Below are 22,957 nucleotides of genomic sequence, written 5' to 3'. Positions count from 1 at the left end.
ATAAATCAAAAGAGGGTAAATAATATGTATATTAGGTATTGCTAATTTAGCTACACTCTAATATATTAGAAAAATCTAATATATTATGGTTTAACTAATTAGGAGATCTCCCATGTTTAGAAGAGACTCAACTCAGCCTTGGCATCCAAGCTTTTTCCTAGCGGCACTTGGCGCTGGCGGCATGTCTGTCGCGTTCTTTATGTATTTAATGTGGATGGTGCCTCATAAGGGTTACCCGATGCCGACTTGGGAACATTGGACGACTGCCTGGAGTGCAGACATTGCCAGTGGTATCCCAATGCCGTTAATTATTGGCTTTGCGATTGCCGGTGTTGTTATTTTTGGCTTGTTGCACATTGCGCTGTTGGTTTGGAATATCCGCGAATACAACGCAGTCAAAGGCACTGACGCCCACGAGAAGATTTTGAACTCACCCGCTGAAGTTCAAATGATGGCCTTGCCTCTGACCTTCTCCATGACAGTGAACGTGATGTTTGTATCGGGTGCGCTATTTGTTCCGGGTCTATGGACGATTATTGAGTGGATGTTCCCAGGGGCACTGTTAGCCTTTTTGATCATCGGTTACTACGCGCTAAAAATGTACGGACGTTACCTTGGTCGTATGTTGACGCAGGGGGGATATCGCAGTGAAGAGCACAACCACCTTTCACCTCTAATGGCTGCATTTACCTTCTCAATGTTATCGGTTGGCTTTGCAGCGCCTGCAGCGATGTCGCACATCCCAGTTGTTATTACGATTGCCTCAGTGTTCTCGTACCTGTTCCTAATTGCCGCTGTATTGGTTGTTCTGGTCGTTCTGGTGTCGGGCGTCAATGCGATGATGCAGCACGGCCTTCAGGAGCAAGCGACCCCAAGTTTATGGATGTTGGTACCAATTGTGACACTGCTCGGTATTGAGTGGTTACGTATGGAGCACGGTATTGCCCACCTAACCGGTGGTGCATTGGATGCTGGCGATAACTTCCAAATGATGACGTTGATGGTTACTCTGCAAGCCGTGATCTTGATGGTTGGATACCGCGTGATGAAGCTAAACGGTTACCTAGACAAGTATCTGCATGGTGGCGAGCACAGCCCAGTGGCCTTTGGCCTTGTCTGTCCTGGCGTTGCCTTCTTTGTACTCAACCTTTTCTGGTGGCACGTTGCGATTGTCGGCACCGGTATTGTCGCTAAGTTTGGCTTAGTCTACTGGTTGGGTATCGGGGTTATGTTCTTGATTCAGGCCGCGACGATTTATGCGATTGTCCGCCTTACAAAGAACATGCTTCGCCACCCAGAGTTGGTGGTTGAACCTGCAGTATAAACAGTAGGAGCGATCTCGATGAGGTCGCGATTAACTGAAAAACCCCATGAAATGTCGTTATTTCATGGGGTTTTTAGTTTACGGCTCCGCAATATCAATCAGCTCCTTAAACGTGTTCTCGATAAACTCTTTGCTGACGTTTTGCGTGATAAACACTAATCGTGTTCGCTGATCATCGTTTGGCCAGGCTGGTAGAGGAACTGGTGGGTGAAACAGTTGCTGTACCCCATGAATGACCAAGGGTTCTTCAACGCCTTCAATATTTAATAGGCCTTTGATACGTAGGATGTTGCTGCCGACTAGACTCATCAATAACTGCATCCAATCTTGAAGCGCCTCTTTGCTAATCGGCTTTTCAACGGTCAGGCAGAAGGATTCGATGTTGTCACCATGACGCTGGGCATGGTCGTGATCGCAGCCATGCTGATGGCAATCATGGTCATGGTGGTGATCATGTTGTTCCGCATAGGCCTCCTCTTGTAACCAGGCCTCTACATCAGTCAATTTACCTTCAGTGGTGAATAAGCCTAGATTAAGCAACTGATTGGGATCAGCTTGGCCACTGGCGACTTCAAGCTTACGCGCACTGGGGTTGATCTGGTTGAGCCGGCTGATTAAGGCCGCTTTTTTATCCTCATCGGCCATATCCCCTTTGGTGAGTAGCAGCAGGTCTGCCAAAGCAGCCTGTTTTACGGACTCTTTGTGCTGATCTAAGGTGTATGACCCCGTAGCCAGATCGACCGTCGTGACAACACCATCTAATTGATAGGCCTCAGCAATCCAGCGATCGGTCATCAGAGTGTGAATGATGGGCGCAGGGTCTGCCAACCCGGTAGTCTCAATGATGATGCGCTTGAATTGTCGACCCTCAGGCTCTGACATTTGTGCGGTCACTTCGTGAAGCGTGTTGACCAGATCACCCCGCACCGTGCAACACATGCACCCGCTGTCCATCTCCATCAAGACGTTCTCGTTGCTCTCAGCCACCAACAGATGATCCAAGGCGATTTCACCAAACTCATTAATGATGACTAGAGTATCTGATAGTTCTGGCTGATTAATTAAGTGATTCAGCAGTGTGGTTTTTCCACTGCCTAAAAAGCCTGTTAGGAGTGTAATAGGGGTTTTCATAACAATATCTCACTACAGCTGGTGCAAAGCGTCCTGCGAAGCCCGTTGCTCAAGATCATGTGACACCAGAATAACCAGCTTTTGCTGCCAAAGATCTCGTAGCCTATTGACGATGGTGGATTGTAGATCTGCGTCCATTCCAGCGAAGGGCTCATCTAATAGAAGGATGTCAGCCTGTTTCAGAAGCAGACGTGCCAAACCAATGCGTTTTAACTCACCGCCAGATGGCTCCCATTCACCAGGACCAATCCAAGTGTCGAGTTGCTTGGGCAGTGATTCGACCCATTCGCCTAGCTCTACTGTTTGCAGTGCACTGATAATCTCTTCGTCGCTTCGTTGGCCAGTGAAGTCTAAGTTGTGACGCAGTGTGGAGCGAACAATCTGTACTCGTTGAGGTAGATAAGCGATGTGAGATAAGGGGGTACCTTCAACGATTAGGCTGCCTTGCTGTAGCTCAAGTTCGCCGGCAATTAATCGAAGTAGGGTGGTTTTGCCGCGGCCACTCTGTCCGGCAATCCAGTTCAAACCGAGTTGATTAAAGTCGACAGAGCGCGCTTCGAAGACGCTCTGTGCACTCCCCTCATAAGCGTAAGAGAGCTCTTTGATTGAGATACCGAAAGAGGGTTTTTCTATGCAAAGAGTGCGTTTTTCTTCGAAGTTTTGCTGGTTTTCACTACTTTTACCTAAACGAATTAAAGCGCGTTGTCCCAATAGAAGGTGCGAGATAGCACCGTTAGCAGCGGCAAACACCTCAATGGTTCCCAGTGATAACAGCAAGAACATAAAGATTAACGCGCCGGCCAGCTCCCCAGAGAGATAGGCTTGCAGAGCCATGAACAGTGTTAAACCGACCAAGGATAAATTAATCAGTTGTGATAGAAGGTTGATGAGTTGCTGGCGCTTTAAGGCTTGGAGTTCGAATAGATCCGACTGGCGGCTTTGCTGGCGCAACCTATTGCCCTCATGTTCAAGCTGCTGCGATAGGGTGAGCAGGCGCAAACTTGAGAAGATACCACTTGCGCGGGACCAAAGAGCATTTCGACTTAGGTGAAGCTCAGACTCTGGCTCCAGAACCGCTTTAGCATAGAGCCAAGGAATTCCAGCTAATGCTAGGAGGATTAATGGCAGGCTGGCCATCGCTAGACCGGGCAGAAACAGAGCCGTGACCAGAATAAACCCAAGGGCGGAAAAGAGAGCGGTAATTGCTGGCACGAGCGAATGCAGATGGATCCCCTCAATGTTTTGAATATCCTGCAACATCTGACTCGCACTGTCGTGTCGATTCATGCGGGCGCTGATGTTTTGGCTGTTGGCTAATCGAGAGAAGATATCTCGTCTTAGTGTCGATATGAGCCTAAAGGTTGCTTCGTGATTGGCCAATCGCTCCCCGTAGCGACCAGCTGTGCGGGCAATGGAGAGACCACGAACGATGGCGCCGGGGGTGAAAAAGTTAAATGCATGAGCGGCGGCTGCCGTCACACCGGCTAAAGCCGCTGCACTGATGAACCAGCCTGATACAGCCAGTAGAGCGATGCCGGCAAATGCAGTGACAATGGATAGGGTTAAGCCGAGAAGAAAGACGCCCCGCTCTGCGAGCAGTAGAGACCAGTAGTGTCGTTTCATGCCTCTACCTCCGCCTTAGCTAAGGTAAGCTGTTGGGTGAAGGTAAACTGATTGGTACGATGGCTGGCCATGATGATCATCCCACCCTGCTCAACATACTGTCGTAACGCACTCATAAACAACTCTGCTGTATCGATATCTAAGTTCGCTACAGGTTCATCAAGAAGCAGTAGTTTAGGTCGATGCAGAAGCGCTCGCGCAATCGAAAGACGTTGTGTCTGACCTCCCGATAGAAAGTGTCCAGAGTCAGTTATGAAGTAGTCCAAACCCTGCGGAAGTTGCTTAACGACGGTTTCTAATTGAGCCGATTTCAGGGCAGCCCAAATGTCATCATCAGAGTAACTCTTACCTAAGCAGAGGTTGTCCCTTAACGATCCATAGATCAGTTCTGGGTGCTGGGTTATGTACCCAATGGTCTGCTGCCAGTGAGGGTTGTTGTAGGGTTCGATTGTTATTTCGTCAGCAGATACGGCCCCAGATAGTGGGGGACGAAGCCCTGCTAGGGTATCGAGTAAGCTCGTTTTTCCTGTGCCTGAAGGTGCTTCAATCAGAAGTGATTCACCTGCTTTAAGCTCCACAGAGACTGGCTTATGAATGGCTTGATCACTACCTGATACTAGGCCTTTGATTTTTATCGATGCTTTAAAAGAACCTGATTGTGAAGCTTCACTAACTACCCTTGACTGTTCAGCGGCCTGTTTGAGTTGCTCAATTTGCTCGGCGACCGCCCTTGCATTCGATTTTGCGTGGTATAGCGAGCCCATCTTACGCAGGGGTAAGTAGTATTCGGGAGCTAGCATCAATAGAAAGGCACCCTCAGCAAAACTGATGTCTGTTCCCCAAGCACCGAGAGAGTATTTATCTAAAAAGAAGAGTCCTAAATAGACTGCGACCAGTGCCACGCTGATCGCGGCAAAAAACTCCAACAGCGTACCGGACAGAAACGCCAAACGCAGAACTTTCATCGTGCTAATGCGGAACTGATCCGATTGATGATGCAACGCTTCGGTCTCTCTATCGACGGCTCTCTCTTGCTGAAGCAGATCAACGTTGCGAAGTCGATCTTCCAATAGATGACCCAACCGATTGAGCTGCTCTAAGTTGTTGCGTGACGCTTCACCTGCTTTATTACCGACAATGATCATAAAGACCGGTATCAAAGGTGTGGTAAGCAACAAAATCAGCGGCACTAACCAGTTCACAAAGCTAGCGGCAATTAGAATCAAAACGGGAGTCCAAACAGCCATTTGTTTCTGAATTCTAAACTCAGCGTAATACTCTTTGAGCTTGTCGACTTCACTGGTCAGTAGGTTGGCCAGCTGTGCCGGCTTAAAAGCAGGGCAGAGGGAGATGCCGGTTTTAAAACTGAGGCTAAGAATCTGCTCTCGCAAGCGATCGCGGATGGTGACTGAGTTGCGCAGATTGATAGTCGATTGCCAGAGTGATGCAGCCGCTTTAACGGCAAGAATGAGGAAGGCCGCAGCGACCAAAAGAAGCGGACTGTGATCTAAGCTCCCCTGAGTTAATAGCTGATCGATTAGCAGAGCTACCCAGTAGGCGAATCCAATAGTACAAAGCGTTTGAATCACGCCCAATAGCAGGGATAGGCGCATGGAACCCTTCAGATCAAACTGGTGCTGATCGAGGATTGCGGTCGGGTTGGATTTTCGTTGTCTGGCCAACTTAACACTCACTAAGGTTTACAAAAAAAGGGGCTCGAAAGCCCCTTGATTACGTACAGCTAGAGCGTACAGATTAATCGTCTGCGCGCTGCTCCTCTTCAGCATCCAACCACATCGCGTTGATGATGCCGAAGCTGCAGGCTAGGAGTACGCCAAGGATCCAAGCAAAATACCACATCTTCTTAATCTCCTAGTAGTTTGAAACGCTGTTTTGTTCGATGAACTCAGGTTCAATTCGACGCCACATTTTGTAGTAGCCCCAGAAGGTGTAACCCAAAATGATCGGTACAAAGAACAGAGCCACCCAGAACATGATCTCAAGTGTCAGTTCACTCGACGTCGCATCCCACAGCGTTAGAGCGCTGGCTAGATCAGTCGATGAAGGCATCACGAATGGGAATAGGGTGAAACCGGTCATAAGAATGATCGCTGCGATCGCCAGTGAGCTCAACGTAAAGGCAAAACCACTTTTACCCGCTTTAGCCATTAAGCTTGTTAGCAGAGGGAGTGCCACAGATGCCGCTACCAATGTCCAAAGGATTGGGTAATCGGTGTAGTTACCGAACCAGTTGTCAGTGGTCGTTACGGTTTTGCTCAACGGGTTAGAAGGAGCATCACCCACGACAGCAGAGCTGATTTCGTAACCAGGAATACCGTAGTACAACCATGCACCCGCAACCGCTAAGAGTACCGTTAGAACCGGACCTAGCAGAGTTGCCATAGTTTGAGCGCGGCCTTGAACCTCACCGCCGGCACGCATCTGCAACCAAGTTGCACCCTGCAGAGCAAGCATTACCACGCTGGCTAGGCCACAGACAATGGCGAATGGGTTCAACAGAGCCCAGAAAGAACCGGTGTAGATTGGGCGGGTAAACTCGTCAAAGTAGAAGGGCACGCCTAAGAATAGGTTGCCGAATGCCACACCAAAGACCAGTGATGGAACAAACGAGCCCACTGCCAGTGCATAGTCCCAGTTGCGACGCCAAGCGACAGAGTCCTTCTTAGAGCGGTACTCAAATCCGACAGGACGGAAGAATAGTGCGAACAGTACCAGTAGCATGGCCCAGTAGAAGCCAGAGAATGCTGTTGCGTAAACCAGTGGCCAAGCGGCAAAGATGGCACCACCGGCAGTGATTAACCACACCTGGTTACCGTCCCAGTGAGGCCCGATGGTATTGATGATGACGCGGCGCTCAGTGTCCGTTTTACCCAATACAGGGATCATCATAGCAGTACCCAAATCCATGCCGTCTGCAATGGCAAAACCAATCAGCAGTACACCAACCAGCAGCCACCAAACAAGTCGAAGCGTTTCGTAATCAAACATCATTAAGCTCCTTGAGTCGCTGTGTTCTGTTCAAAGTGGTAACGGCCAGTCTGCAAGGCGCTTGGGCCTTTGCGGATGTATTTCACCATCAGGTAGATCTCGATGACCAAGAACAGAGTGTAGAGTCCAATAAAGCCCGCCAAGCTCATCCACAGATCCGTCTCAGTTAGGTGAGAGGTTGCGACATAGGTCGGAAGAATTTCACCGATCGCCCAAGGTTGACGGCCAAATTCAGCAACGAACCAACCCATCTCACTGGCAATCCAAGGAAGCGGTAGAGAGAGCAGTGCGAACCACTGCAACCAACGTGTCTGGTAAGCCTTACGCTTAGCGGTGTAGTAGAAGGCTAGGACAAATAGAAGCAGCATCGTAAAGCCTGCACCGACCATGACACGGAAGGTCCAGAACATCGGAGCCACCTGTGGAATGGTGTCCCGAGCCGCCAGTTTGATCTGCTCTTCGGTCGCGTCAACAACCGCCTGCGTGTAACGCTTCAACAGCAGACCGTAGCCCAGATCAACGCTGACTTTAGAGAACGCAGCACGATTTTCAGGAGTGTCTTCACCGTTACGCAGTTTCTCTAGAAGGCCATAAGCGACAATGCCGTTGCGAATGCGATCTTCAGCATGAGCCACTAGATCTTTAATACCGGTAACCTCCTCATCCAAGGAGCGGGTTGCAATTAGACCCAAGGCGCCCGGAATTTTCAGAGCGTAGTCAGTTGTCATGGTCTCTTCATTGGGAAGGCCGACAACGGTAAAGGCTGCAGGTGCTGGGTGTGTATCCCACTCCGCCTCGATCGCTGCCAATTTAACCTTCTGCACTTCGCCCACTTCGTAGCCAGATTCGTCACCTAACACGATGACAGAGATCGCAGAGGCTAAACCGAAGGCTGAAGCGATCGCGAATGAACGACGTGCAAATGGAATGTCACGGTTACGCAGCATGAAGTAGCTGCTGACGGCTAGAACGAAGATAGCGCCCGTTACATAACCTGCAGAGACAGTGTGAACAAACTTAACCTGCGCCACTGGGTTTAGCAGGACTTCCGCGAAGCTGTCCATCTCCATGCGCATGGTTTCAAAGTTGAAGTAGGCCCCAACAGGGTTCTGCATCCAACCGTTGGCGATCAAAATCCACAACGCAGAGAAGTTAGAGCCCAGTGCGACCAACCAGGTCACAGCAAGGTGCTGTACCTTGCTCAGGCGATCCCAACCGAAGAAGAACAGGCCGATCATAGTGGATTCAAGGAAGAAGGCTACCAGACCTTCAATCGCCAGCGGTGCACCAAAGACGTCGCCCACGTAGTGCGAGTAGTAGGCCCAGTTGGTTCCAAATTGGAACTCCATGGTCAAACCGGTGGTCACACCTAGCGCGAAGTTAATACCGAACAACTTACCCCAGAATTTGGTCATATCGCGGTAGATCTGCTTGCCGGTCATGACATAGACAGATTCCATGATGGCCAGCAGGAAGGATAGACCGAGGGTCAGGGGTACAAATAGAAAGTGATACATCGCGGTAATAGCAAACTGCCAACGCGATAGTTCCACAACCGATTCTGAAATCATCGGGGATGCCTCCAGTAGACAAATTAAGCACAAAAATTATGTGCACTGCACAAAGTTTCAGAATTGTAATCGGTTATATAGTCAAAAGTAATTGATATATATCTAAAGTCTTAACGATAAATGCTCACGACTAGTTGAGAAAATCTCAACCTTGGCAGCGGTTAGAGGGGCAGATGTTGACCGATTTTATGATCAGAACGCAGGGATCGCCGATCTTGAGGTTTAGATTGTTAAGGGAGCGTTTGGTGATGTGTGTTGAGACGATATCTGTTGCAATGCACACGTTAATAAGTACATCACTCGATGAAGTCGTTTCAATGGATTCAACCCTTCCGGAAACCTGATTCAAGGCAGAGATGCCTGCCACTTTTGCGGTCGATAGGATTAGATCGTTCGCGACCAGTTCAAGGCAGACCGCTGAACCTATGGGTGCATCAAGGGTCGGCACATAGAGTGTTTCGCTGGCCACTTGAAGCTCGGACAGTCCATCGGGGTGTTGTGCCACTAACTGGGTTGTCAGTGTCGACTTGATCGCACGATTGGCGGTTCGCGCGACCTTGCTGTTGGCCATCACCTCTCGCGCAGGCCCTTGAGTCACAATGCGGCCCTGCTCCAGTGCGATGACATGGTCAGCCAGCTCTAATACCTCTTCGGGTGAGTGGGTTACGTAGAGCATAGGAATACCCAATTCCCGGTTTAATTTTTTGAAGTAGGGGAGTAGCTCCGCTTTTCGGGCGCCATCGAGTGCTGCAAGGGGTTCATCGGCCAGAATAAGATCTGGTGCGCTTAATAACGCACGACCAATCGCAACACGCTGTTTTTCACCACCAGAGAGTGAATTTGGCGTTCGCCTAAGTAGGGGTTTTATACCTAAAAGTTCGACGATCTGGTAAAAATCGACGCTTTTGTCGACCTTATTGAAGCGTTTCGCGTAATTTAGATTCTGCTCTACTGTCAGATGTGGAAAGAGTCGGCTCTCTTGAAAAATGTAGCCAATGTTGCGTTGATAGGGCTTTAAGCTCGTGTTTGAAGCGCTATCAAATAACACCCGATCGGACAGAGTGACGCGGCCTTGGCTGTTGCTTTGCAAGCCGGCTATCGCATTGATTGTGGTGGTTTTCCCTGAACCTGACTCGCCAAATAGAACCGTGATGCCACTGGGGGCTTCAAAGGCTATATCAAGCGAGAAGTTTGGCATCGACTGCTGCAAAGTGACTGACAGTGTCATGACTGCAACCTCCGGCTCATACGACGTGACAGCCATTCAGAGGCAAGAAGTGCACTCATCGCAATGATAATAGAGATGATCACCAGTTTGGTCGCAGAGCTTTCACCACCGGGTACCTGAAGAAACGCATAGATAGCCGAAGGGAGTGTCTGAGTCTGACCTGGAATATTCGATACAAAGGTGATGGTGGCTCCAAACTCACCCATCGCTTTGGCAAAGCCCAGAACGGAGCCGGCGATCACACCAGGAAGCATTAAAGGTAGGGTGATGGTGATAAACACCCAGCGCCTTGAGGCACCCAGGGTTGCGGCCGCTTCCTCTAATTTAGGATCAATGGCTTCAATGGAGAGACGAATAGCGCGAACCAGTAATGGAAAAGCCATGATGGCTGCTGCTAATGCGGCACCGCTCCAGCGGAAAGCAAACTCAATTCCCCACTCAGCAAGGAATGATCCGACAGGCGTGCGTTTTCCGAAGGTCATTAACAGCAGATAACCCGTTACAACGGGCGGTAAGATCAAGGGTAGATGGACAATTCCGTTGAGAAGCTGTTTCCCTGCAAACTCCTTTTTCGCCAGAAGATAGGCAACGCCAATGGCCACAGGCAGGCTAAGCAGTGTTGCCCAAAAAGCTACCTTAATTGATAGGAGAACTGCCGCCCACTCGTTGGGGCCTAGCCAATCAGTCACGTTGTTGCGAATCCATTAAAAAGCCGTTGCGCTCTAGTATCGCCCTAGACTGCTCTGAGCGCAAAAACTCTAAAAATGCCGCGGTTGATTTATCACTCTCTGTAACAGCCGCAACCGGATATAGAATTCTGTCATGGGACTCTGTAGGGAAGGTGGCAGCTATTGAGACCTTGGGTTCAGCCACCGCATCCGAGTGATAGACGATCCCTAAAGGTGCTTCACCTGAAGCAACTAATGCAAGTGCAGACCGCACATTGTCTGATTGAGCGACTTGCTGCTTAAGGGGGTCCCAAAGATCAAAATAAGTAAGTGCTTGCTTACCGTAAATGCCAGCAGGTACAGATTCCACAAGACCCATGGCCAGGTATTCATTGTCCAGCCAATCGAGCAGTTCTTGCGACCTGGTGAGGGTGAGTTTTGCGTCTGGAGTATGACTTATCAGTACCAACTGATTACTGGCAAGGTTGAAGCGAGTCGGTTCATTAATTAGCGCCCTATCAGATAGGTAATCCATCCAGGCAGTGTTGGCAGAGATGAAAATATCGGCTGGTGCGCCCATCTCTATTTGACGTGCTAAGGTGGCAGACCCCGCATAAGAGACAACAATCGAGTCTGAATGGTCTGCCTCGTAATGTTCTGTGATCTCATCGATCGCATTTTTTAAGCTCGCTGCTGCAAACACAGTAAGTGTGTTTGCAACGGCTTGTGAGGATGCAAAAGCAGCCAGACTCAGCGTGAGTATTGATCTAAGTAGGACTGCTTTAAACTGCATAAGTTATGCGCTGATTCCGTATTCGTCACGGTAGGCTCGAATGGCCGTTAACTCAGCATCACGACCACCTTGCTCTTCAAGGTACTCAACGAGATCATCTAAGGAAATGATGCTAGCAACTTGCATGTTGTAGTCACGCTCAACTTCCTGAATGGCGGAAAGCTCACCTGTACCTCGTTCCATACGGTTCAGTGCGATCACCGTGGCGGCTGGTGTTGCACCATTTTCGTCGATCAGCGTCATCACCTCACGGATAGCGGTACCCGCGGTAATGACATCGTCGATGATCAGAACACGGCCAGCGAGTGGTGCGCCCACTAGGTTGCCACCTTCACCGTGATCCTTAACCTCTTTGCGGTTAAAAACATAAGGAACGTCTTTACCGAAATCATTTGCCAGTGCAACGACGGTCGTTGTTGCAAGGGGAATGCCTTTGTAAGCAGGCCCAAGCATGACGTCGTAATCGATCTTCGCGTCTTCAATTGCCGCTGCATAGAAACGACCCAGTTTTGCTATGGCATCACCGGTATTGAAAAGGCCTGCGTTAAAAAAGTAAGGGCTAGTTCTACCCGATTTTAGGGTGAACTCACCAAATTTAAGAACGCCTTTTTCGATTGCGAATTCGATGAACTCACGCTGGTAGCTTTGCATAATAGTGAAATCCTTAGAACTGGGTTTAATCCGCGTAGGATACCTGAACAGAGTTCAACTCCCAAACCAACTTCTTTCAGCTTTAAAAAATTCCGTTTTTATGAATCTATCGCTACAATTGCAATCTTTAGTCTAACAACAATAGTTATACGGAGCGCTTCGAACTCATGCGCGTAATTACTTTTAATACTCAAGGCATTGTTCAAGCCGCTGATCGGGGCTTTTTCGATTGGATGGTTAAGCAGGATGCGGATGTTGTCTGCTTGCAAAACATTCGTGCACGTGAGTATCAATTAGATGATTCTCGCTACCACCCTGAGGGTTACGAAGCCTACTTCTTTGAAGCCTTTGATGATGACTACAGCGGTGTAGCGATCTACACCCGCCATCTACCTAAAGCGATTATGACCGGCTTAGGTTTTGAACAGTGCGATTTCCAAGGCCGTTATATTCAGGCTGACTTCGAACGATTCAGCGTCGGTTCTTTTAATGTGCCATCGGGTCTCAAAGGACCAGACGCTCAAGCAGAGAAAGAGAAGTTCATTGAGCAATTTGAAAGTCACTTTGAGAAGACTCTTCGCAAGCGTCGTCAATTCATCTTCGCCGGTAGCATGAAAATTGCGCACAAACCGGTCGACTTGAGTAACTGGTATGCCAATCAGACCGTATCTGGATTCCTTCCAGAAGAGCGTGAGTTCATGGAGGAGCTATTCGGTGAAATGGGCTACGTCGACACAATGCGTGAGTGTACAAAAGCGGATCGCGAATACACTTGGTGGCCAGACTACAACCGTGCCCGTGAGCTAAATGAAGGTGCGCGCTTGGATTACCAGATTACGACTCAAGGTCTGCGTAAAACCATTCAGCACTGCAGTATCTACAAAGGTCAGCAGTTCTCTGAGCATGCACCCTACATCGTGGATTACGATCTCGATTTTTAATTGAGAATTGGATTTTAGAAACCCTCTTTACGAGGGTATTTTATTGTTAGTGCGAGAAGAAAGCTAACATCATGATCTGAATCGCTGCGAGCCAAGAGCAGGCTACCCTGACGGCAATTCGTGAAAAGGTTGCGGGCAGCTTTTCCAGTAGTAACTCACCGGTTGCGGCGCCAAGCATCACTGGCAATATCGCCCCAAGTGTCACACCGACATAGATGGAGACGCTTAACTCCATCCAGACATGCCCCTCCAAAGAGACCATCTGGACAAGCAGGCCAGTAAACAGTGCAAGGATCAGTGTTAGCGGTTTGAACTGCTGGTTCAAGCTAGCACCCAGGGTTGCAGTGATAGCGCCGACAACCGTAGCCCCCATCATCACCCAGGTGGTTACTGAAGGCGCCAGTAAAAAGCCCAAGACTAACCCCACAACAAAGAGGGGAAGGGCTTGAACCACACCGCGATTCTTCCACAGTGCAATCATTAGGCCTAAAGAGAGGGTGGCAAATAGAGTGACTTGATCAAAGATCACCACGCTGGCCCCTTCAACAAAACTAGCAAATTGATCGGTGCCAGCCCCAAAACTATGCGCTACTGCCAGGTTAGGCAGTAACACTGAGGTCAAAAGAAGCAGTATTGAGCGTGATGGATAGACCATAGGTTAAAGCACACCAAATAGGTAGCCAGCACCGACTAATGCAATGATCGCCCCACCTAGACGAACCAAACTCGCACCAAAATCGAGTTTGGTTAGGAAGCCGAACGCGATACCGATAAGGTGCAGTAGACCAGTCGCAATTACAAATCCAACGGCATAACCGTAAGCGTTAAACTCTGTTGGGAACTCTGTGCCGTGAGCGTGACCATGGAAGATCGCAAAGATGCCCACGATCACAGCGGCTATCCATAGCGGTGCCTTAACAGCAAAGACAATCAGCAGACCAAGAACCACACCCGAAAGCGCAATACCCGTCTCCACTGCAGGAAGCGGCATACCGGCAATGCCTAAAGCACCGCCAATTGCCATGACCAGTGGGAAAACGACCGGAAGTATCCAGATGGCGGGTGCGCCTAAAAAAGCACCCCAAAGGCCGACTGCAACCATTGCAACGACATGATCCCAACCCATGATGGGGTGCCAGAAGCCAGATGCAAAACCTGTGTTGATACCTTCACCAGTATGGGCAAACGCCATGCTGCTGAAAATCATCAAAGATAGAGCTGTAGCGAGTTGTTTGATAGTCATTCTTAGTTCCAGGAAATTAAATTTTAGTTGCTTACGCCAGTGAGGCTTTTTGGATTGCTGTGAGCTCTTCAATGCCTTTCTTAGCTAAGGTTAGCATCTGATTCAGTTCATCTTGAGTGTAAGGAGCACCTTCTGCTGTGCCTTGGACTTCAACAAAACCGCCGGTTTCAGTCATGACGACGTTCATATCAGTTTCGGCTGTTGAATCTTCTGCATAATCCAAATCCAATACCGCTTGGCCTTTATAGATGCCCACCGAAATAGCTGCGACTTGGTTTTTAATCGGGTTGCCTTTTAGTGCGCCGTTTTTGTCTTTTTTCAGTTCGTTGATCGCATCAATCAGCGCAATGTACGAACCGGTAATTGAGGCTGTACGAGTACCACCATCTGCTTGCAGAACATCACAGTCGATGGTGATGGTGTTCTCGCCTAGCTTATCTAGATCAATCGCAGCACGCAGTGAACGGCCGATCAGGCGCTGAATCTCAAGCGTGCGTCCCGACTGCTTACCGCGCGATGCCTCACGATCGGTGCGGCTATTGGTTGCACGAGGCAGCATGCCATACTCAGCGCTTACCCAACCTGAGCCTGATCCGCGCAACCAGCGAGGTACCCCTCGAGTAACTGACGCATTACAAAGGACTTTTGTATTGCCAAACTCGATCAAAACCGAACCTTCTGCATGCATTGTAAAATTACGAGTGACTTTAACGTCGCGCATTTGGTCTGGTTGACGCCCACTTGGGCGCATTGCATCTAAACCTAGGTTTTTCAATTGATCAGAGAGTGGAGAGCTCATGTAGGTACCTTAAAAGTGCCGGCATCGGCTGTTATAGTGACAATTAATCTATGGTAATCGAGTTTGACAGTATATGACACAGAGTATGACCGCTTTTGCCCGTTCAGAAGCTGAATTTTCATGGGGTACCTTGGTTTGGGAAATTCGTTCGGTTAATCAGCGTTTCTTAGAGCCTCATTTCAAACTTCCAGACTTTATGCGTCAGCACGAGATAGCCATTCGCGACAAGCTGCGCAAACGCCTGGCCCGCGGCAAAGTTGAATGTTCGCTTCGGTTCCATGAATCGGTGGGTCAGCAGAGTGTTCAAGTGGATCAAGTGCGGTTGCAGCAGATTAATGAAGCGCTACAGCAGATTAAACTCAGTGGTGCTTCAGAGGGAAGGGTTGATCCTTTGGCTCTGCTTCAATTCCCGGGCGTGATGAACAGCACTTCAGCTGATCCTGGTGAGGTAGGTCAGGCCGCGCTAGCGCTATTTGATGACGCATTGGCTCAACTTATTGAGGGCCGTCATCGCGAAGGGATTGAGTTGGCGGGTTTGATAGAGGATAGGTTGCAGTCAATTGCGGCGATCGTCGGCAAAATAAGATCAAAAATTCCGCAAATTATCGAAAATCAAAAAGCGAATCTAGTCGAAAGAGTGTCGCAATTAGGAGTCGACCTTGATGCCGAACGTCTTGAGCAAGAGGTAGTGCTGTTGGCACAACGTGCCGACGTTGCAGAAGAGCTGGACCGTCTAGATACCCATGTGACTGAAGTAAGACGCATCTTAATAGAGAAGGGGCCAATTGGTCGTAAGCTGGATTTTCTAATGCAAGAGTTGAACCGTGAAGCTAACACACTGGGCTCCAAATCCGTTGTCGTCGCAACGACTCAAAGCGCGGTAGAGCTTAAGGTTTTGATTGAACAGATGCGCGAGCAGATACAGAATATAGAGTAGAATCCTGTAGGATCTTTTAATCCTTATAAAGCCCAGTAATTACTGGGCTTTTTTGTGATTATTGTCCTGTAGGATTTCCTGGGACTCTATTAAATCCTGAGATATTTGGGGGGTAAATAGGTGGGTATTTAGTTATTTACTCAATTTACAGTGGTGGGTATTATTGAGCGTAATAATTTAATTACACTGAATGGTTAGATATGAGTGAGAAGCTGACGGTCAAAGAGATCCAGTCTCTAGTGAGTAAACATGTAATAGGGAAACACCCTGATGGCGCTGGTCTTTACTTTGTGATTCCTAAATCTGGTAATCCTTATTGGATGCTGCGTTATACGTCTAATAAGAAACGTAAAGAGATGACGCTGGGCCATTATGCAGACTTGTCTCTAAAAGATGCTAGATTCGAAGCTGCGGCTAAGCAAAAACAGAATCGTGAAGGTATGGATCCATTATTAGCTAAGCAGCGTTCTAAACAAGAAAGTATCAGAACAGTAAATGACCTCTTTAATGACTGGTACCCGACACTTGCTAGTAGGCTAAAGCATCCGCAGATTCCAAAGAGAATTTATACAAAAGACATAGCGCCACATATCGGTGAATTCAAACTAGATCAGCTATCAGCACGTGACATCCGAAATATTATCGAAGCAATTAAGAAAACGGGAAGGATGGCGATAGCAAATGATGCATTGGGATATTGTAAGCAACTATTTAACCATGCAATCAAGCTTGATTTGATGGGGTTGAATCCAGCGTCAGCTTTCACATTTAGAGATGCAGGTGGCTTGGAAAAGAGTCGAGAGAGAGCCCTAAGTGAAGGCGAATTAAAGCAATTCTTCTCAGTGGCAAAAGCAAATAGTAAAAGTTTTAGTCGCGAAAATTATTTGGCGTGTCTGCTATTAGTATCAACAGGGGTTCGTAAATCAGAACTTTGCGAAGCTAAGTGGGAAGAGTTCTCTTTGGAGGAAGGTTTATGGAAGTTGCCTGCGTCTAGAAGTAAAACTAATGTTGGTTTTGATGTCCCGCTGGCTCCACAGGTGCTTGAATGGTTTGGAGAGTTAAAGATAAGAGCCTTTGGATCTGATTATGTGTTTCCAAGCCGACGCACAAGCTCTAGACCTCACATGGGATCAGATACCTTAAATAGAGCGATATCTAAACTATTCGGTCATGAGGCTGGAAAAAAGAAGCAACCACCCAATCTGATGGGTGATATGGAGCACTTTGCCGTTCATGATTTGCGAAGAACTTGCCGTACGCTCCTGGCACAGCAGGGTACTCCAGGATATGTGGCCGAGCGGTGTCTCAATCATAAGCTGAAGGGGGTAGAAGGTGTTTATAACAAACATGATTATTTTGATGAACGAAAGGAAGCGTTGGACTTGTTGGCTAAAAAGGTAACCAGTCTCCAGCCAACTCAACAAATTTAGGTGCGCAAAACATAAGCATCACTAAAAATTTTTAGGTGCGAAGTGCGCAATTTTTCACACCCCTGCAATTGTGCACACTTCTTGCATAGATGCTGCGCACTTGTTGCACACATCCTGCGTACTTCTTGCGCACCCTAACTCTCTAATAAGTATCTAATCAATTGCTCAACGCCTCTTATCCGGTATATTCAAATAACTAGATGGAGTGATTGAATGTGCGGTAGATACAACCTAGAAGACAATGACGATACCCAGGCACTAATGGATCGCCTAGGTGTTACGTTTGGTCGTAAGGACATCCCGAGCTTCTTTAACCTAGCACCTACTGAGCAAATCCCAGTTATCTCGGAAGAAGAAGGTATCAGAGCCTTAAGACCTATGCGGTGGTGGTTAACGCCAGTTTGGGCTAAGGAGATCACTACCCAGTACTCTATGTTTAATGCTCGAGCTGAGACTCTAGATAAGAGCAAGGCCTTCCAGGGTAGCTTTAGACATCACCGTAGCATCATACCTATGACGTCGTTTATTGAATGGCGTAAGGAGGGGGCTATTAGACAGCCATATCTAGTTAAGTATGAACACGGTTGTATGGCTGCAGCAGGTGTTTGGTCTCAATGGACTGATGGCGAGATTGTTCTAGATACCTGCGCAATGGTAACGACAAACGCGAGTAAGGACTTTAAACCATTCCACTCCCGGCAGCCCTTGTTGCTGGATTCAGATCAGGCAAATACTTGGTTAGAAGAGAGGGCAGATTTAAATGATCTACGAGAGCTTCTGAAAGCTCCACTACCGCAAAATATGCTTGTTAGAGCGATAGATCCATCAATCAATAATAGTCGGCTTAAAGAGGCCCCTAGATACCTCAACAGTAGCCAAGAGGTTGTAGTATCCAGCTGACTGTTGGGAGGCGGCTCACGACCCATAAGAGACATTCGTAGAGAGACTCTAATTGGTATATAGCGTTTTTCTTGGGAAGTAGGTGCTTGATAGCATTGAATATTAGTATTATCTAATATAAAGTATCCGCAGTTGTGAAGTTCTAGCGATTAAGCGGGATATTGCTTGTACATTCGCAGAAACATTATTTGAAATCTTTATAAAGATGAGAAGGCGCTATGGTTAAGCAACAAGAGTCGGATCTGCCCCTACAAATCAATTACCCAGAAAATGCCCCTAAAACTCCAAAGATGAGTTTTAAAATGAAATATTTAATCATTCTGATTCTCCCTTTATTTATGTTTTTAGGTGCTGTCTTAGGAATGTATTTCCAGCCACCAGGGCTTCAAAAATTTTACATTATGACAGGCTTAGAGCCTGGTGCAGGATCTAAGTCACCAATTGCAATTCCTCCAGAAATCAACCTTCCTAAAGAAATGGAACTAACCTTACTTCCCAGTGATGTGGTTGGTTTAGCTAAAATCATACCTCAAGGTGATATTGCGATAGTTGCATCTCCATACGGTGCAGGTGATGCACGAGTTGCAAAAATTAATGTCTCGATTGGTGATGAAGTATCTAAGGATGATCCCTTAGCATATCTCGATAATAGAGATACTCTTGAAAGTGCAGTATTACTTGCTGAAGCTGGACTAGCTGTTCGGGAAGCTTCAGTTATACAAACTAAACACGCTGTTCAAGCCAGTAGAGATGAAGCTCAAGCGAGCTTGGATCTGGCTAGGGCTTCAGCTGTAGATGCTCAAGCCAATTTTGAACGTACACAGGCATTAAAAGATAAAGGCTTAACAACCGCTGCTGCACTTGATTCTGCTAAATCTCGCCAGCTTGAAACACTGCAATCAGTCACTCGTGCGGAGGCCACATTGGCTAGATTTTCATCGATAGCCATTGAAGAGCAACCTGATGTAGTGGTTGCAGAACGAAATTTTGAATCTGCAAAAGCTGAATTGGCACGAGCTAAACTAGATCTAAATCGTTCCGTTGTTCGAGCGCCTATAGATGGTACCATTCTGGATATTCATGTAACTCCAGGTCAGCGCCCGCCTGTCGATGGGATAATGGAAATGGGGAACACGAGACAAATGATGGCTGAAGTTGAGATTTGGCAAGATCGTATTGTTGAGGTACAGGTTGGACAGCCTGTGGAGCTGACGGCAAATTCTTTAAAGGAAAAATTACTAGGAACAGTCCAACAGATTGGTATAACTGTTGGACGACAGGGACTTATATCAGATGACGCTGCCGCCAACTCTGATGCCAGGGTGTTTACGGTGTTGGTTAAGCTTGACCAAGCATCTTCTAAAATAGCTTCCCGTTATACCAACCTTGAGGCTATAGCTCGTATCGATAGCGGAGCAAGTATTAGGTTGGATAAATGAGTAGCTTACTTCAGCGAATACTTGGTCGACTACCTGTAGGGTGGTTACAGCTAACTTATAAGCGTAGCCGATTTGCTTCAGCACTAGCTGGTGTGGCCTTCGCAAATGTTCTGGTGTTCGTCCAACTAGGCATTATGAATTCTATGGAGATTGCCACATTAAGACCTTATGAGTTTTTTCAAGCGGACATTATGATTTCTGCTGTTGATGCAAATTCACTAACTGAAGGTGGAAATGTCGCTCGTCAATGGATGCTGAAAGCCTTATCAGATTCTGATGTAGTAGGCGCTACAGGATTGTTTGTCGGCAATGTTCCTTGGGATAGGCGAGAAAAATCAATTTCACTGACTACCTTTGGTGTTGACCCTCTTAAACCTGATTTTATTTCAGATGATGTTTCTAAAGATTTAAGGTTGCTTCAGATTCAAAATTCAGGAGTTTTGGATCGATTGGCGAGAGGGTTGTCTTCTGAAGAGGCAGCTGCAATCAGACCGCAAACACCACTTAGTTTTGAAACTCTTAATAAAACACTTACGGCTATTGATACATTTTCAGGGGGTGGTGGATTTGGTGGTGATGGTTATATGTTTGTATCTGACCAGACGTTCCTATCCCTTTTTCCATCTCGGAGTTCGTCAGCGCCCGATCACATCTTACTGAAACTTCGCGCAGGAGCTGATACCGAAGTAGTTGTAGGTCGATTAAAAACTCTAATCTCAGATAAATCCCTCAGATTGCGTAGTTACTCAGAAGCCTCAAATGAGGATGTTCAATACCAGCAGACTCAGAAGCCTACAGGTCTGATCTTTGGCTTTGGTGTTTTGATAGGTGTGTTGGTTGGAATAGTGATTGTTTATCAAGTTCTATCCGCAGATGTTGCAGACCACTTGAGAGAGTATGCAACGTTTAAAGCGATGGGCTATGGTAATAAGTTCTTCCAAAGCATTATTGTTGAAGAGGCAGTAATTCTAGGTCTTTTTGGTTTTGTGCCAGGGTTGTTTGTAGGGACTGTCATTTTAACTTTCATGGGGAAAATGACGAATCTACCATTGACTATGACGCCTCTAATGGCGGTATCAGTGTTTATTGGTACTGTAATATTCTCAATTTTTTCTGGTTTGATCGCCACTAGGCGTCTAGCAGCTGCTGATCCAGCCGACTTATTTTAAGGGGAAATCATTGTGGATAAGCCAGTCGTTGCTGTTAAAGATCTGAACTTTTGGTTCGGGAGTGGTGAGGCAAGTAAGCAAGCTCTCTTTGATATTAATTTAGAGTTACCAAGGGGAAGCTTAACTGTATTGATGGGGCCATCAGGCTCAGGAAAAACAACGTTATTGACATTGATAGGTTGTTTGAGATCAATTCATGAGGGATCAATTAACTTACTTGATCAAGAGTTAAATGGAGCTTCCCATGAAAAACTAACTTCAATTCGTCAGCGTTTAGGTTTTATTTTTCAGGCTCATAACCTGCATGAAAGTTTAACAGCGGTACAAAATGTTGTTATGGGTGTTCAAGTTCGTTCGGGCGTGTCTGATGAATTAGCATACAAAGCCGCTGAACAAGCGTTACATTTGGTAGGTTTATCAAGTCGGTTACATTATCTCCCTGCCAATCTTTCAGGTGGACAAAAGCAAAGAGTAGCTGTGGCAAGAGCATTGGTAGGGAATCCTACATTGGTACTTGCAGACGAGCCTACTGCGGCATTGGATAAAGATAGCGCATCAGATGTGGTTGACCTTCTTAAGCGGCTTGGTGCAGCTAGAGGCACAACAACACTTCTAGTTACTCACGATGATAGGATTTTGGATCGTGCAGATCGAATCCTTAAGTTAGAAGATGGAAAAATCGTAGATATAGTATGAGCTTATGCTATGTGCCGTTAAGCTAAGCATATCAGAGCGGTTAAAGACGACCCAAAGCCACCATAATCGACAACTATATTGATCGTTATCAATTATTTACCAATAGCCATCTATTATATTAGACAAATCTAATATCTAAGTGGTGCTTCTATGAAATCCTATAATCGAGTTCAAAGTGTCGTGCATTGGCTAAGTGCTGCGGTAATCTCATTCCTTCTTATAACAGGTACATTTATCCTGTCTGAAGTTCCAAACTCTGATCCTGATAAACTTGGCAAACTGACCATTCACTCAATTGTCGGTGGTATTGCTTTGGTACTTATACTGTTCAGAATCATATGGGCACTTAAAACTGAACAGCCTGCGCATATTGTGTCTGACTCACCTGTGATGGATAAGCTCGGAGCATTAGCGCCCAAAGTGCTTAACCTATTATCACTTGTGGTGGTGATCTCAGGTGTAGTGATGGGAATTGGTTCAGGTTTGATGGAGTTGATTGTGACTGGAGTAGGTGAGTTACCTGAAGACTTCTTTGGCTCACCTGTACGAATCGTGCACGGGTTAGGGTCTAAGCTACTTCTCGCTGGCGTTGTTATTCACATTCTTGCTGCCCTAATGCATCAGTTTGTTAAAAAGGATCAGATCATGAGTCGCATATCACCCTTTAAATAACTTCTCTTGAGTACCACCTGCATATTGTAGGTGGTGCATCCGCTTAAACTCTCACCATGTTTAATATCACCAGCGTTAACCCGTAAGACGCTATCATGGCGCCTAGCCCTGCAAAAAGACTGACCTGAAAACTAAAACCTTTATCAATCATAATGGGCATTACGATAAAGAGTATGAGAGAAGGGATGACCAACCATACGATGCTTGCCGCTAAATCTCGGACCTTTTGAATATCTCCAGTGTCCATATAAAGCCAGATCATTGCGATGACTGAAATTAATGGAACAGATGCGATCACAGCGCCAAAAACTGAGCTTCGTTTGGCAATCTCAGATACAAGAAGAATCAGAATGCTCGAAACTAGCACTTTTACTAAATAGTAAGCCATGTACGCCTCTCAACAGAGTTGGTTCTGACTCAGATTATATCCATTAATATTTGAAAGCGTCAGTGTCCGTTCTGTGCCGGTAACAGCCCCTCATTGTTACTGGTGCATACACCAAAACTAGCCCTCCTGAATTACCTACACAACCATACACCTAGTTCTCATGTATCCATCCAAGAACCTTTACATACAAGCCTCTACACAGAACTGGTTTTGACGTACAAGAACGTACAGATAAGTTCATGATTGAGTGTTCTTGTAACTAGGCGCCTAAGGTTGTGGACGGACGGATAACAAATACCTAGTGATACATAATCCGTCCGCTTTAAATTAGGGCTGGGCGGCTAT

The 22,957-nt window shown here is 47.0% G+C and carries 23 protein-coding genes; 9 read left to right on the top strand and 14 right to left on the bottom strand.

The features are described 5' to 3' along the window. Positions 1-112: 112 nt before the first annotated feature. The gene (locus XMA127_RS10375) at positions 113-1,324 is read left to right on the top strand and encodes a hypothetical protein (RefSeq protein WP_173499174.1); all 1,212 of its coding nucleotides are present in this window, start codon (positions 113-115) and stop codon (positions 1,322-1,324) included. Positions 1,325-1,402: 78 nt separating this feature from the next. On the opposite strand, the gene XMA127_RS10370 is transcribed toward XMA127_RS10375, so the two are convergent. The 10 genes from XMA127_RS10370 to pyrE form a co-directional block, all read right to left on the bottom strand. Continuing rightward, positions 1,403-2,455: a GTP-binding protein gene (locus XMA127_RS10370; protein WP_173499173.1), complete on the bottom strand. Its 1,053-nt coding sequence runs from the start codon at positions 2,453-2,455 to the stop codon at positions 1,403-1,405. A gap of 12 nt (positions 2,456-2,467) precedes the next feature. After that, positions 2,468-4,078 carry an amino acid ABC transporter ATP-binding/permease protein gene (locus XMA127_RS10365; protein ID WP_173499172.1) on the bottom strand — a complete coding sequence of 537 codons (1,611 nt, stop codon included), beginning with the start codon at positions 4,076-4,078 and terminating at the stop codon, positions 2,468-2,470. Then, a complete protein-coding gene (gene cydD, locus XMA127_RS10360) occupies positions 4,075-5,760 on the bottom strand; it encodes a thiol reductant ABC exporter subunit CydD (RefSeq protein ID WP_173499171.1) in 1,686 nt (561 codons plus the stop codon). The genes XMA127_RS10365 and cydD overlap by 4 nt, the downstream gene beginning before the upstream one ends. A 73-nt stretch (positions 5,761-5,833) precedes the next feature. After that, positions 5,834-5,938, bottom strand: coding sequence for a cytochrome bd-I oxidase subunit CydX (cydX, locus tag XMA127_RS10355; RefSeq protein WP_173481938.1), 105 nt, complete (start codon positions 5,936-5,938; stop codon positions 5,834-5,836). A 12-nt stretch (positions 5,939-5,950) separates the two neighbouring features. Next, positions 5,951-7,087, bottom strand: coding sequence for a cytochrome d ubiquinol oxidase subunit II (gene cydB, locus XMA127_RS10350; protein ID WP_173499170.1), 1,137 nt, complete (start codon positions 7,085-7,087; stop codon positions 5,951-5,953). 2 nt (positions 7,088-7,089) lie between these two features. After that, positions 7,090-8,658: a cytochrome ubiquinol oxidase subunit I gene (locus tag XMA127_RS10345; protein ID WP_173481940.1), complete on the bottom strand. Its 1,569-nt coding sequence runs from the start codon at positions 8,656-8,658 to the stop codon at positions 7,090-7,092. A 145-nt stretch (positions 8,659-8,803) separates the two neighbouring features. Next, positions 8,804-9,886, bottom strand: a complete 1,083-nt coding sequence (gene modC, locus XMA127_RS10340; protein ID WP_173481941.1) for a molybdenum ABC transporter ATP-binding protein — start codon at positions 9,884-9,886, stop codon at positions 8,804-8,806. Beyond that, entirely contained in the window at positions 9,883-10,575 is a 693-nt protein-coding gene (gene modB, locus XMA127_RS10335) for a molybdate ABC transporter permease subunit (protein ID WP_173481942.1), read from the bottom strand. Before modB ends, modC begins: the two co-directional genes overlap by 4 nt. Then, positions 10,568-11,347, bottom strand: a complete 780-nt coding sequence (gene modA / locus XMA127_RS10330) for a molybdate ABC transporter substrate-binding protein (RefSeq protein WP_173481943.1) — start codon at positions 11,345-11,347, stop codon at positions 10,568-10,570. Before modA ends, modB begins: the two co-directional genes overlap by 8 nt. A 3-nt stretch (positions 11,348-11,350) precedes the next feature. Beyond that, positions 11,351-11,998: an orotate phosphoribosyltransferase gene (pyrE, locus tag XMA127_RS10325; RefSeq protein WP_173481944.1), complete on the bottom strand. Its 648-nt coding sequence runs from the start codon at positions 11,996-11,998 to the stop codon at positions 11,351-11,353. 167 nt (positions 11,999-12,165) lie between these two features. Between pyrE and XMA127_RS10320 the strand changes: the two genes are divergently transcribed. Next, positions 12,166-12,939: an exodeoxyribonuclease III gene (locus XMA127_RS10320; RefSeq protein ID WP_173484124.1), complete on the top strand. Its 774-nt coding sequence runs from the start codon at positions 12,166-12,168 to the stop codon at positions 12,937-12,939. Between the two features lie 46 nt (positions 12,940-12,985). Here the strand turns inward: XMA127_RS10320 and XMA127_RS10315 are convergent, their stop codons facing one another. The 3 genes from XMA127_RS10315 to rph are packed head-to-tail and all read right to left on the bottom strand — an operon-like array spanning position 12,986 to position 14,981. After that, positions 12,986-13,594 (bottom strand): hypothetical protein, encoded by a 609-nt coding sequence (locus XMA127_RS10315; RefSeq protein WP_173481946.1) that lies wholly within the window; start codon positions 13,592-13,594, stop codon positions 12,986-12,988. 3 nt (positions 13,595-13,597) lie between these two features. After that, a complete protein-coding gene (locus tag XMA127_RS10310) occupies positions 13,598-14,182 on the bottom strand; it encodes a HupE/UreJ family protein (protein WP_173481947.1) in 585 nt (194 codons plus the stop codon). A 31-nt stretch (positions 14,183-14,213) separates the two neighbouring features. After that, complete coding sequence (rph, locus tag XMA127_RS10305; protein WP_305847154.1) at positions 14,214-14,981, bottom strand: ribonuclease PH; 768 nt, start codon at positions 14,979-14,981, stop codon at positions 14,214-14,216. An 85-nt stretch (positions 14,982-15,066) separates the two neighbouring features. On the opposite strand from rph, the gene XMA127_RS10300 reads away from it, so the two are divergent. The 7 genes from XMA127_RS10300 (at position 15,067) to XMA127_RS10270 (ending at position 22,224) form a co-directional block, all read left to right on the top strand. Beyond that, entirely contained in the window at positions 15,067-15,918 is an 852-nt protein-coding gene (locus XMA127_RS10300) for a YicC/YloC family endoribonuclease (protein WP_254442852.1), read from the top strand. Between the two features lie 200 nt (positions 15,919-16,118). Continuing rightward, positions 16,119-17,348: a site-specific integrase gene (locus XMA127_RS10295; protein WP_173481949.1), complete on the top strand. Its 1,230-nt coding sequence runs from the start codon at positions 16,119-16,121 to the stop codon at positions 17,346-17,348. Between the two features lie 213 nt (positions 17,349-17,561). Continuing rightward, a complete protein-coding gene (locus XMA127_RS10290) occupies positions 17,562-18,248 on the top strand; it encodes an SOS response-associated peptidase (protein WP_173481950.1) in 687 nt (228 codons plus the stop codon). Positions 18,249-18,466: 218 nt separating this feature from the next. Next, positions 18,467-19,687 carry an HlyD family efflux transporter periplasmic adaptor subunit gene (locus tag XMA127_RS10285; protein ID WP_173481951.1) on the top strand — a complete coding sequence of 407 codons (1,221 nt, stop codon included), beginning with the start codon at positions 18,467-18,469 and terminating at the stop codon, positions 19,685-19,687. After that, the gene (locus XMA127_RS10280) at positions 19,684-20,856 is read left to right on the top strand and encodes an FtsX-like permease family protein (RefSeq protein WP_173481952.1); all 1,173 of its coding nucleotides are present in this window, start codon (positions 19,684-19,686) and stop codon (positions 20,854-20,856) included. The genes XMA127_RS10285 and XMA127_RS10280 overlap by 4 nt, the downstream gene beginning before the upstream one ends. 12 nt (positions 20,857-20,868) lie before the next feature. Beyond that, positions 20,869-21,552 (top strand): ATP-binding cassette domain-containing protein, encoded by a 684-nt coding sequence (locus tag XMA127_RS10275; RefSeq protein ID WP_173481953.1) that lies wholly within the window; start codon positions 20,869-20,871, stop codon positions 21,550-21,552. A gap of 150 nt (positions 21,553-21,702) precedes the next feature. Next, positions 21,703-22,224 carry a cytochrome b gene (locus XMA127_RS10270; RefSeq protein ID WP_173481954.1) on the top strand — a complete coding sequence of 174 codons (522 nt, stop codon included), beginning with the start codon at positions 21,703-21,705 and terminating at the stop codon, positions 22,222-22,224. Between the two features lie 43 nt (positions 22,225-22,267). Here XMA127_RS10270 and XMA127_RS10265 read toward each other — a convergent pair whose 3' ends face one another. Continuing rightward, the gene (locus tag XMA127_RS10265) at positions 22,268-22,612 is read right to left on the bottom strand and encodes a DUF3147 family protein (RefSeq protein ID WP_173499169.1); all 345 of its coding nucleotides are present in this window, start codon (positions 22,610-22,612) and stop codon (positions 22,268-22,270) included. Between the last annotated feature and the right edge of the window lie 345 nt (positions 22,613-22,957).

It is taken from the genome of Marinobacterium sp. xm-a-127 (assembly GCF_013283425.1).
Classification (GTDB): Bacteria; Pseudomonadota; Gammaproteobacteria; order Pseudomonadales; family Balneatricaceae; genus Marinobacterium_E.
The sequence above is the reverse complement of the archived record's forward strand: the minus strand, read 5'-3'. Positions and strand labels throughout refer to the sequence as shown.

Coding starts and splice junctions, on each gene's coding strand:
- XMA127_RS10370 (WP_173499173.1), bottom strand. CDS start 2,455: ATGAAAACCCCTATTACACTCCTAACAGGCTTTTTAGGCAGTGGAAAA.
- cydX (WP_173481938.1), bottom strand. CDS start 5,938: ATGTGGTATTTTGCTTGGATCCTTGGCGTACTCCTAGCCTGCAGCTTC.
- modC (WP_173481941.1), bottom strand. CDS start 9,886: ATGACACTGTCAGTCACTTTGCAGCAGTCGATGCCAAACTTCTCGCTT.
- XMA127_RS10365 (WP_173499172.1), bottom strand. CDS start 4,078: ATGAAACGACACTACTGGTCTCTACTGCTCGCAGAGCGGGGCGTCTTT.
- XMA127_RS10280 (WP_173481952.1), top strand. CDS start 19,684: ATGAGTAGCTTACTTCAGCGAATACTTGGTCGACTACCTGTAGGGTGG.
- cydB (WP_173499170.1), bottom strand. CDS start 7,087: ATGTTTGATTACGAAACGCTTCGACTTGTTTGGTGGCTGCTGGTTGGT.
- modA (WP_173481943.1), bottom strand. CDS start 11,347: ATGCAGTTTAAAGCAGTCCTACTTAGATCAATACTCACGCTGAGTCTG.
- XMA127_RS10315 (WP_173481946.1), bottom strand. CDS start 13,594: ATGGTCTATCCATCACGCTCAATACTGCTTCTTTTGACCTCAGTGTTA.
- XMA127_RS10290 (WP_173481950.1), top strand. CDS start 17,562: ATGTGCGGTAGATACAACCTAGAAGACAATGACGATACCCAGGCACTA.
- XMA127_RS10295 (WP_173481949.1), top strand. CDS start 16,119: ATGAGTGAGAAGCTGACGGTCAAAGAGATCCAGTCTCTAGTGAGTAAA.
- XMA127_RS10300 (WP_254442852.1), top strand. CDS start 15,067: ATGACCGCTTTTGCCCGTTCAGAAGCTGAATTTTCATGGGGTACCTTG.
- XMA127_RS10375 (WP_173499174.1), top strand. CDS start 113: ATGTTTAGAAGAGACTCAACTCAGCCTTGGCATCCAAGCTTTTTCCTA.
- XMA127_RS10265 (WP_173499169.1), bottom strand. CDS start 22,612: ATGGCTTACTATTTAGTAAAAGTGCTAGTTTCGAGCATTCTGATTCTT.
- pyrE (WP_173481944.1), bottom strand. CDS start 11,998: ATGCAAAGCTACCAGCGTGAGTTCATCGAATTCGCAATCGAAAAAGGC.
- XMA127_RS10270 (WP_173481954.1), top strand. CDS start 21,703: ATGAAATCCTATAATCGAGTTCAAAGTGTCGTGCATTGGCTAAGTGCT.
- XMA127_RS10345 (WP_173481940.1), bottom strand. CDS start 8,658: ATGATTTCAGAATCGGTTGTGGAACTATCGCGTTGGCAGTTTGCTATT.
- XMA127_RS10285 (WP_173481951.1), top strand. CDS start 18,467: ATGGTTAAGCAACAAGAGTCGGATCTGCCCCTACAAATCAATTACCCA.
- rph (WP_305847154.1), bottom strand. CDS start 14,981: ATGAGCTCTCCACTCTCTGATCAATTGAAAAACCTAGGTTTAGATGCA.
- XMA127_RS10320 (WP_173484124.1), top strand. CDS start 12,166: ATGCGCGTAATTACTTTTAATACTCAAGGCATTGTTCAAGCCGCTGAT.
- XMA127_RS10310 (WP_173481947.1), bottom strand. CDS start 14,182: ATGACTATCAAACAACTCGCTACAGCTCTATCTTTGATGATTTTCAGC.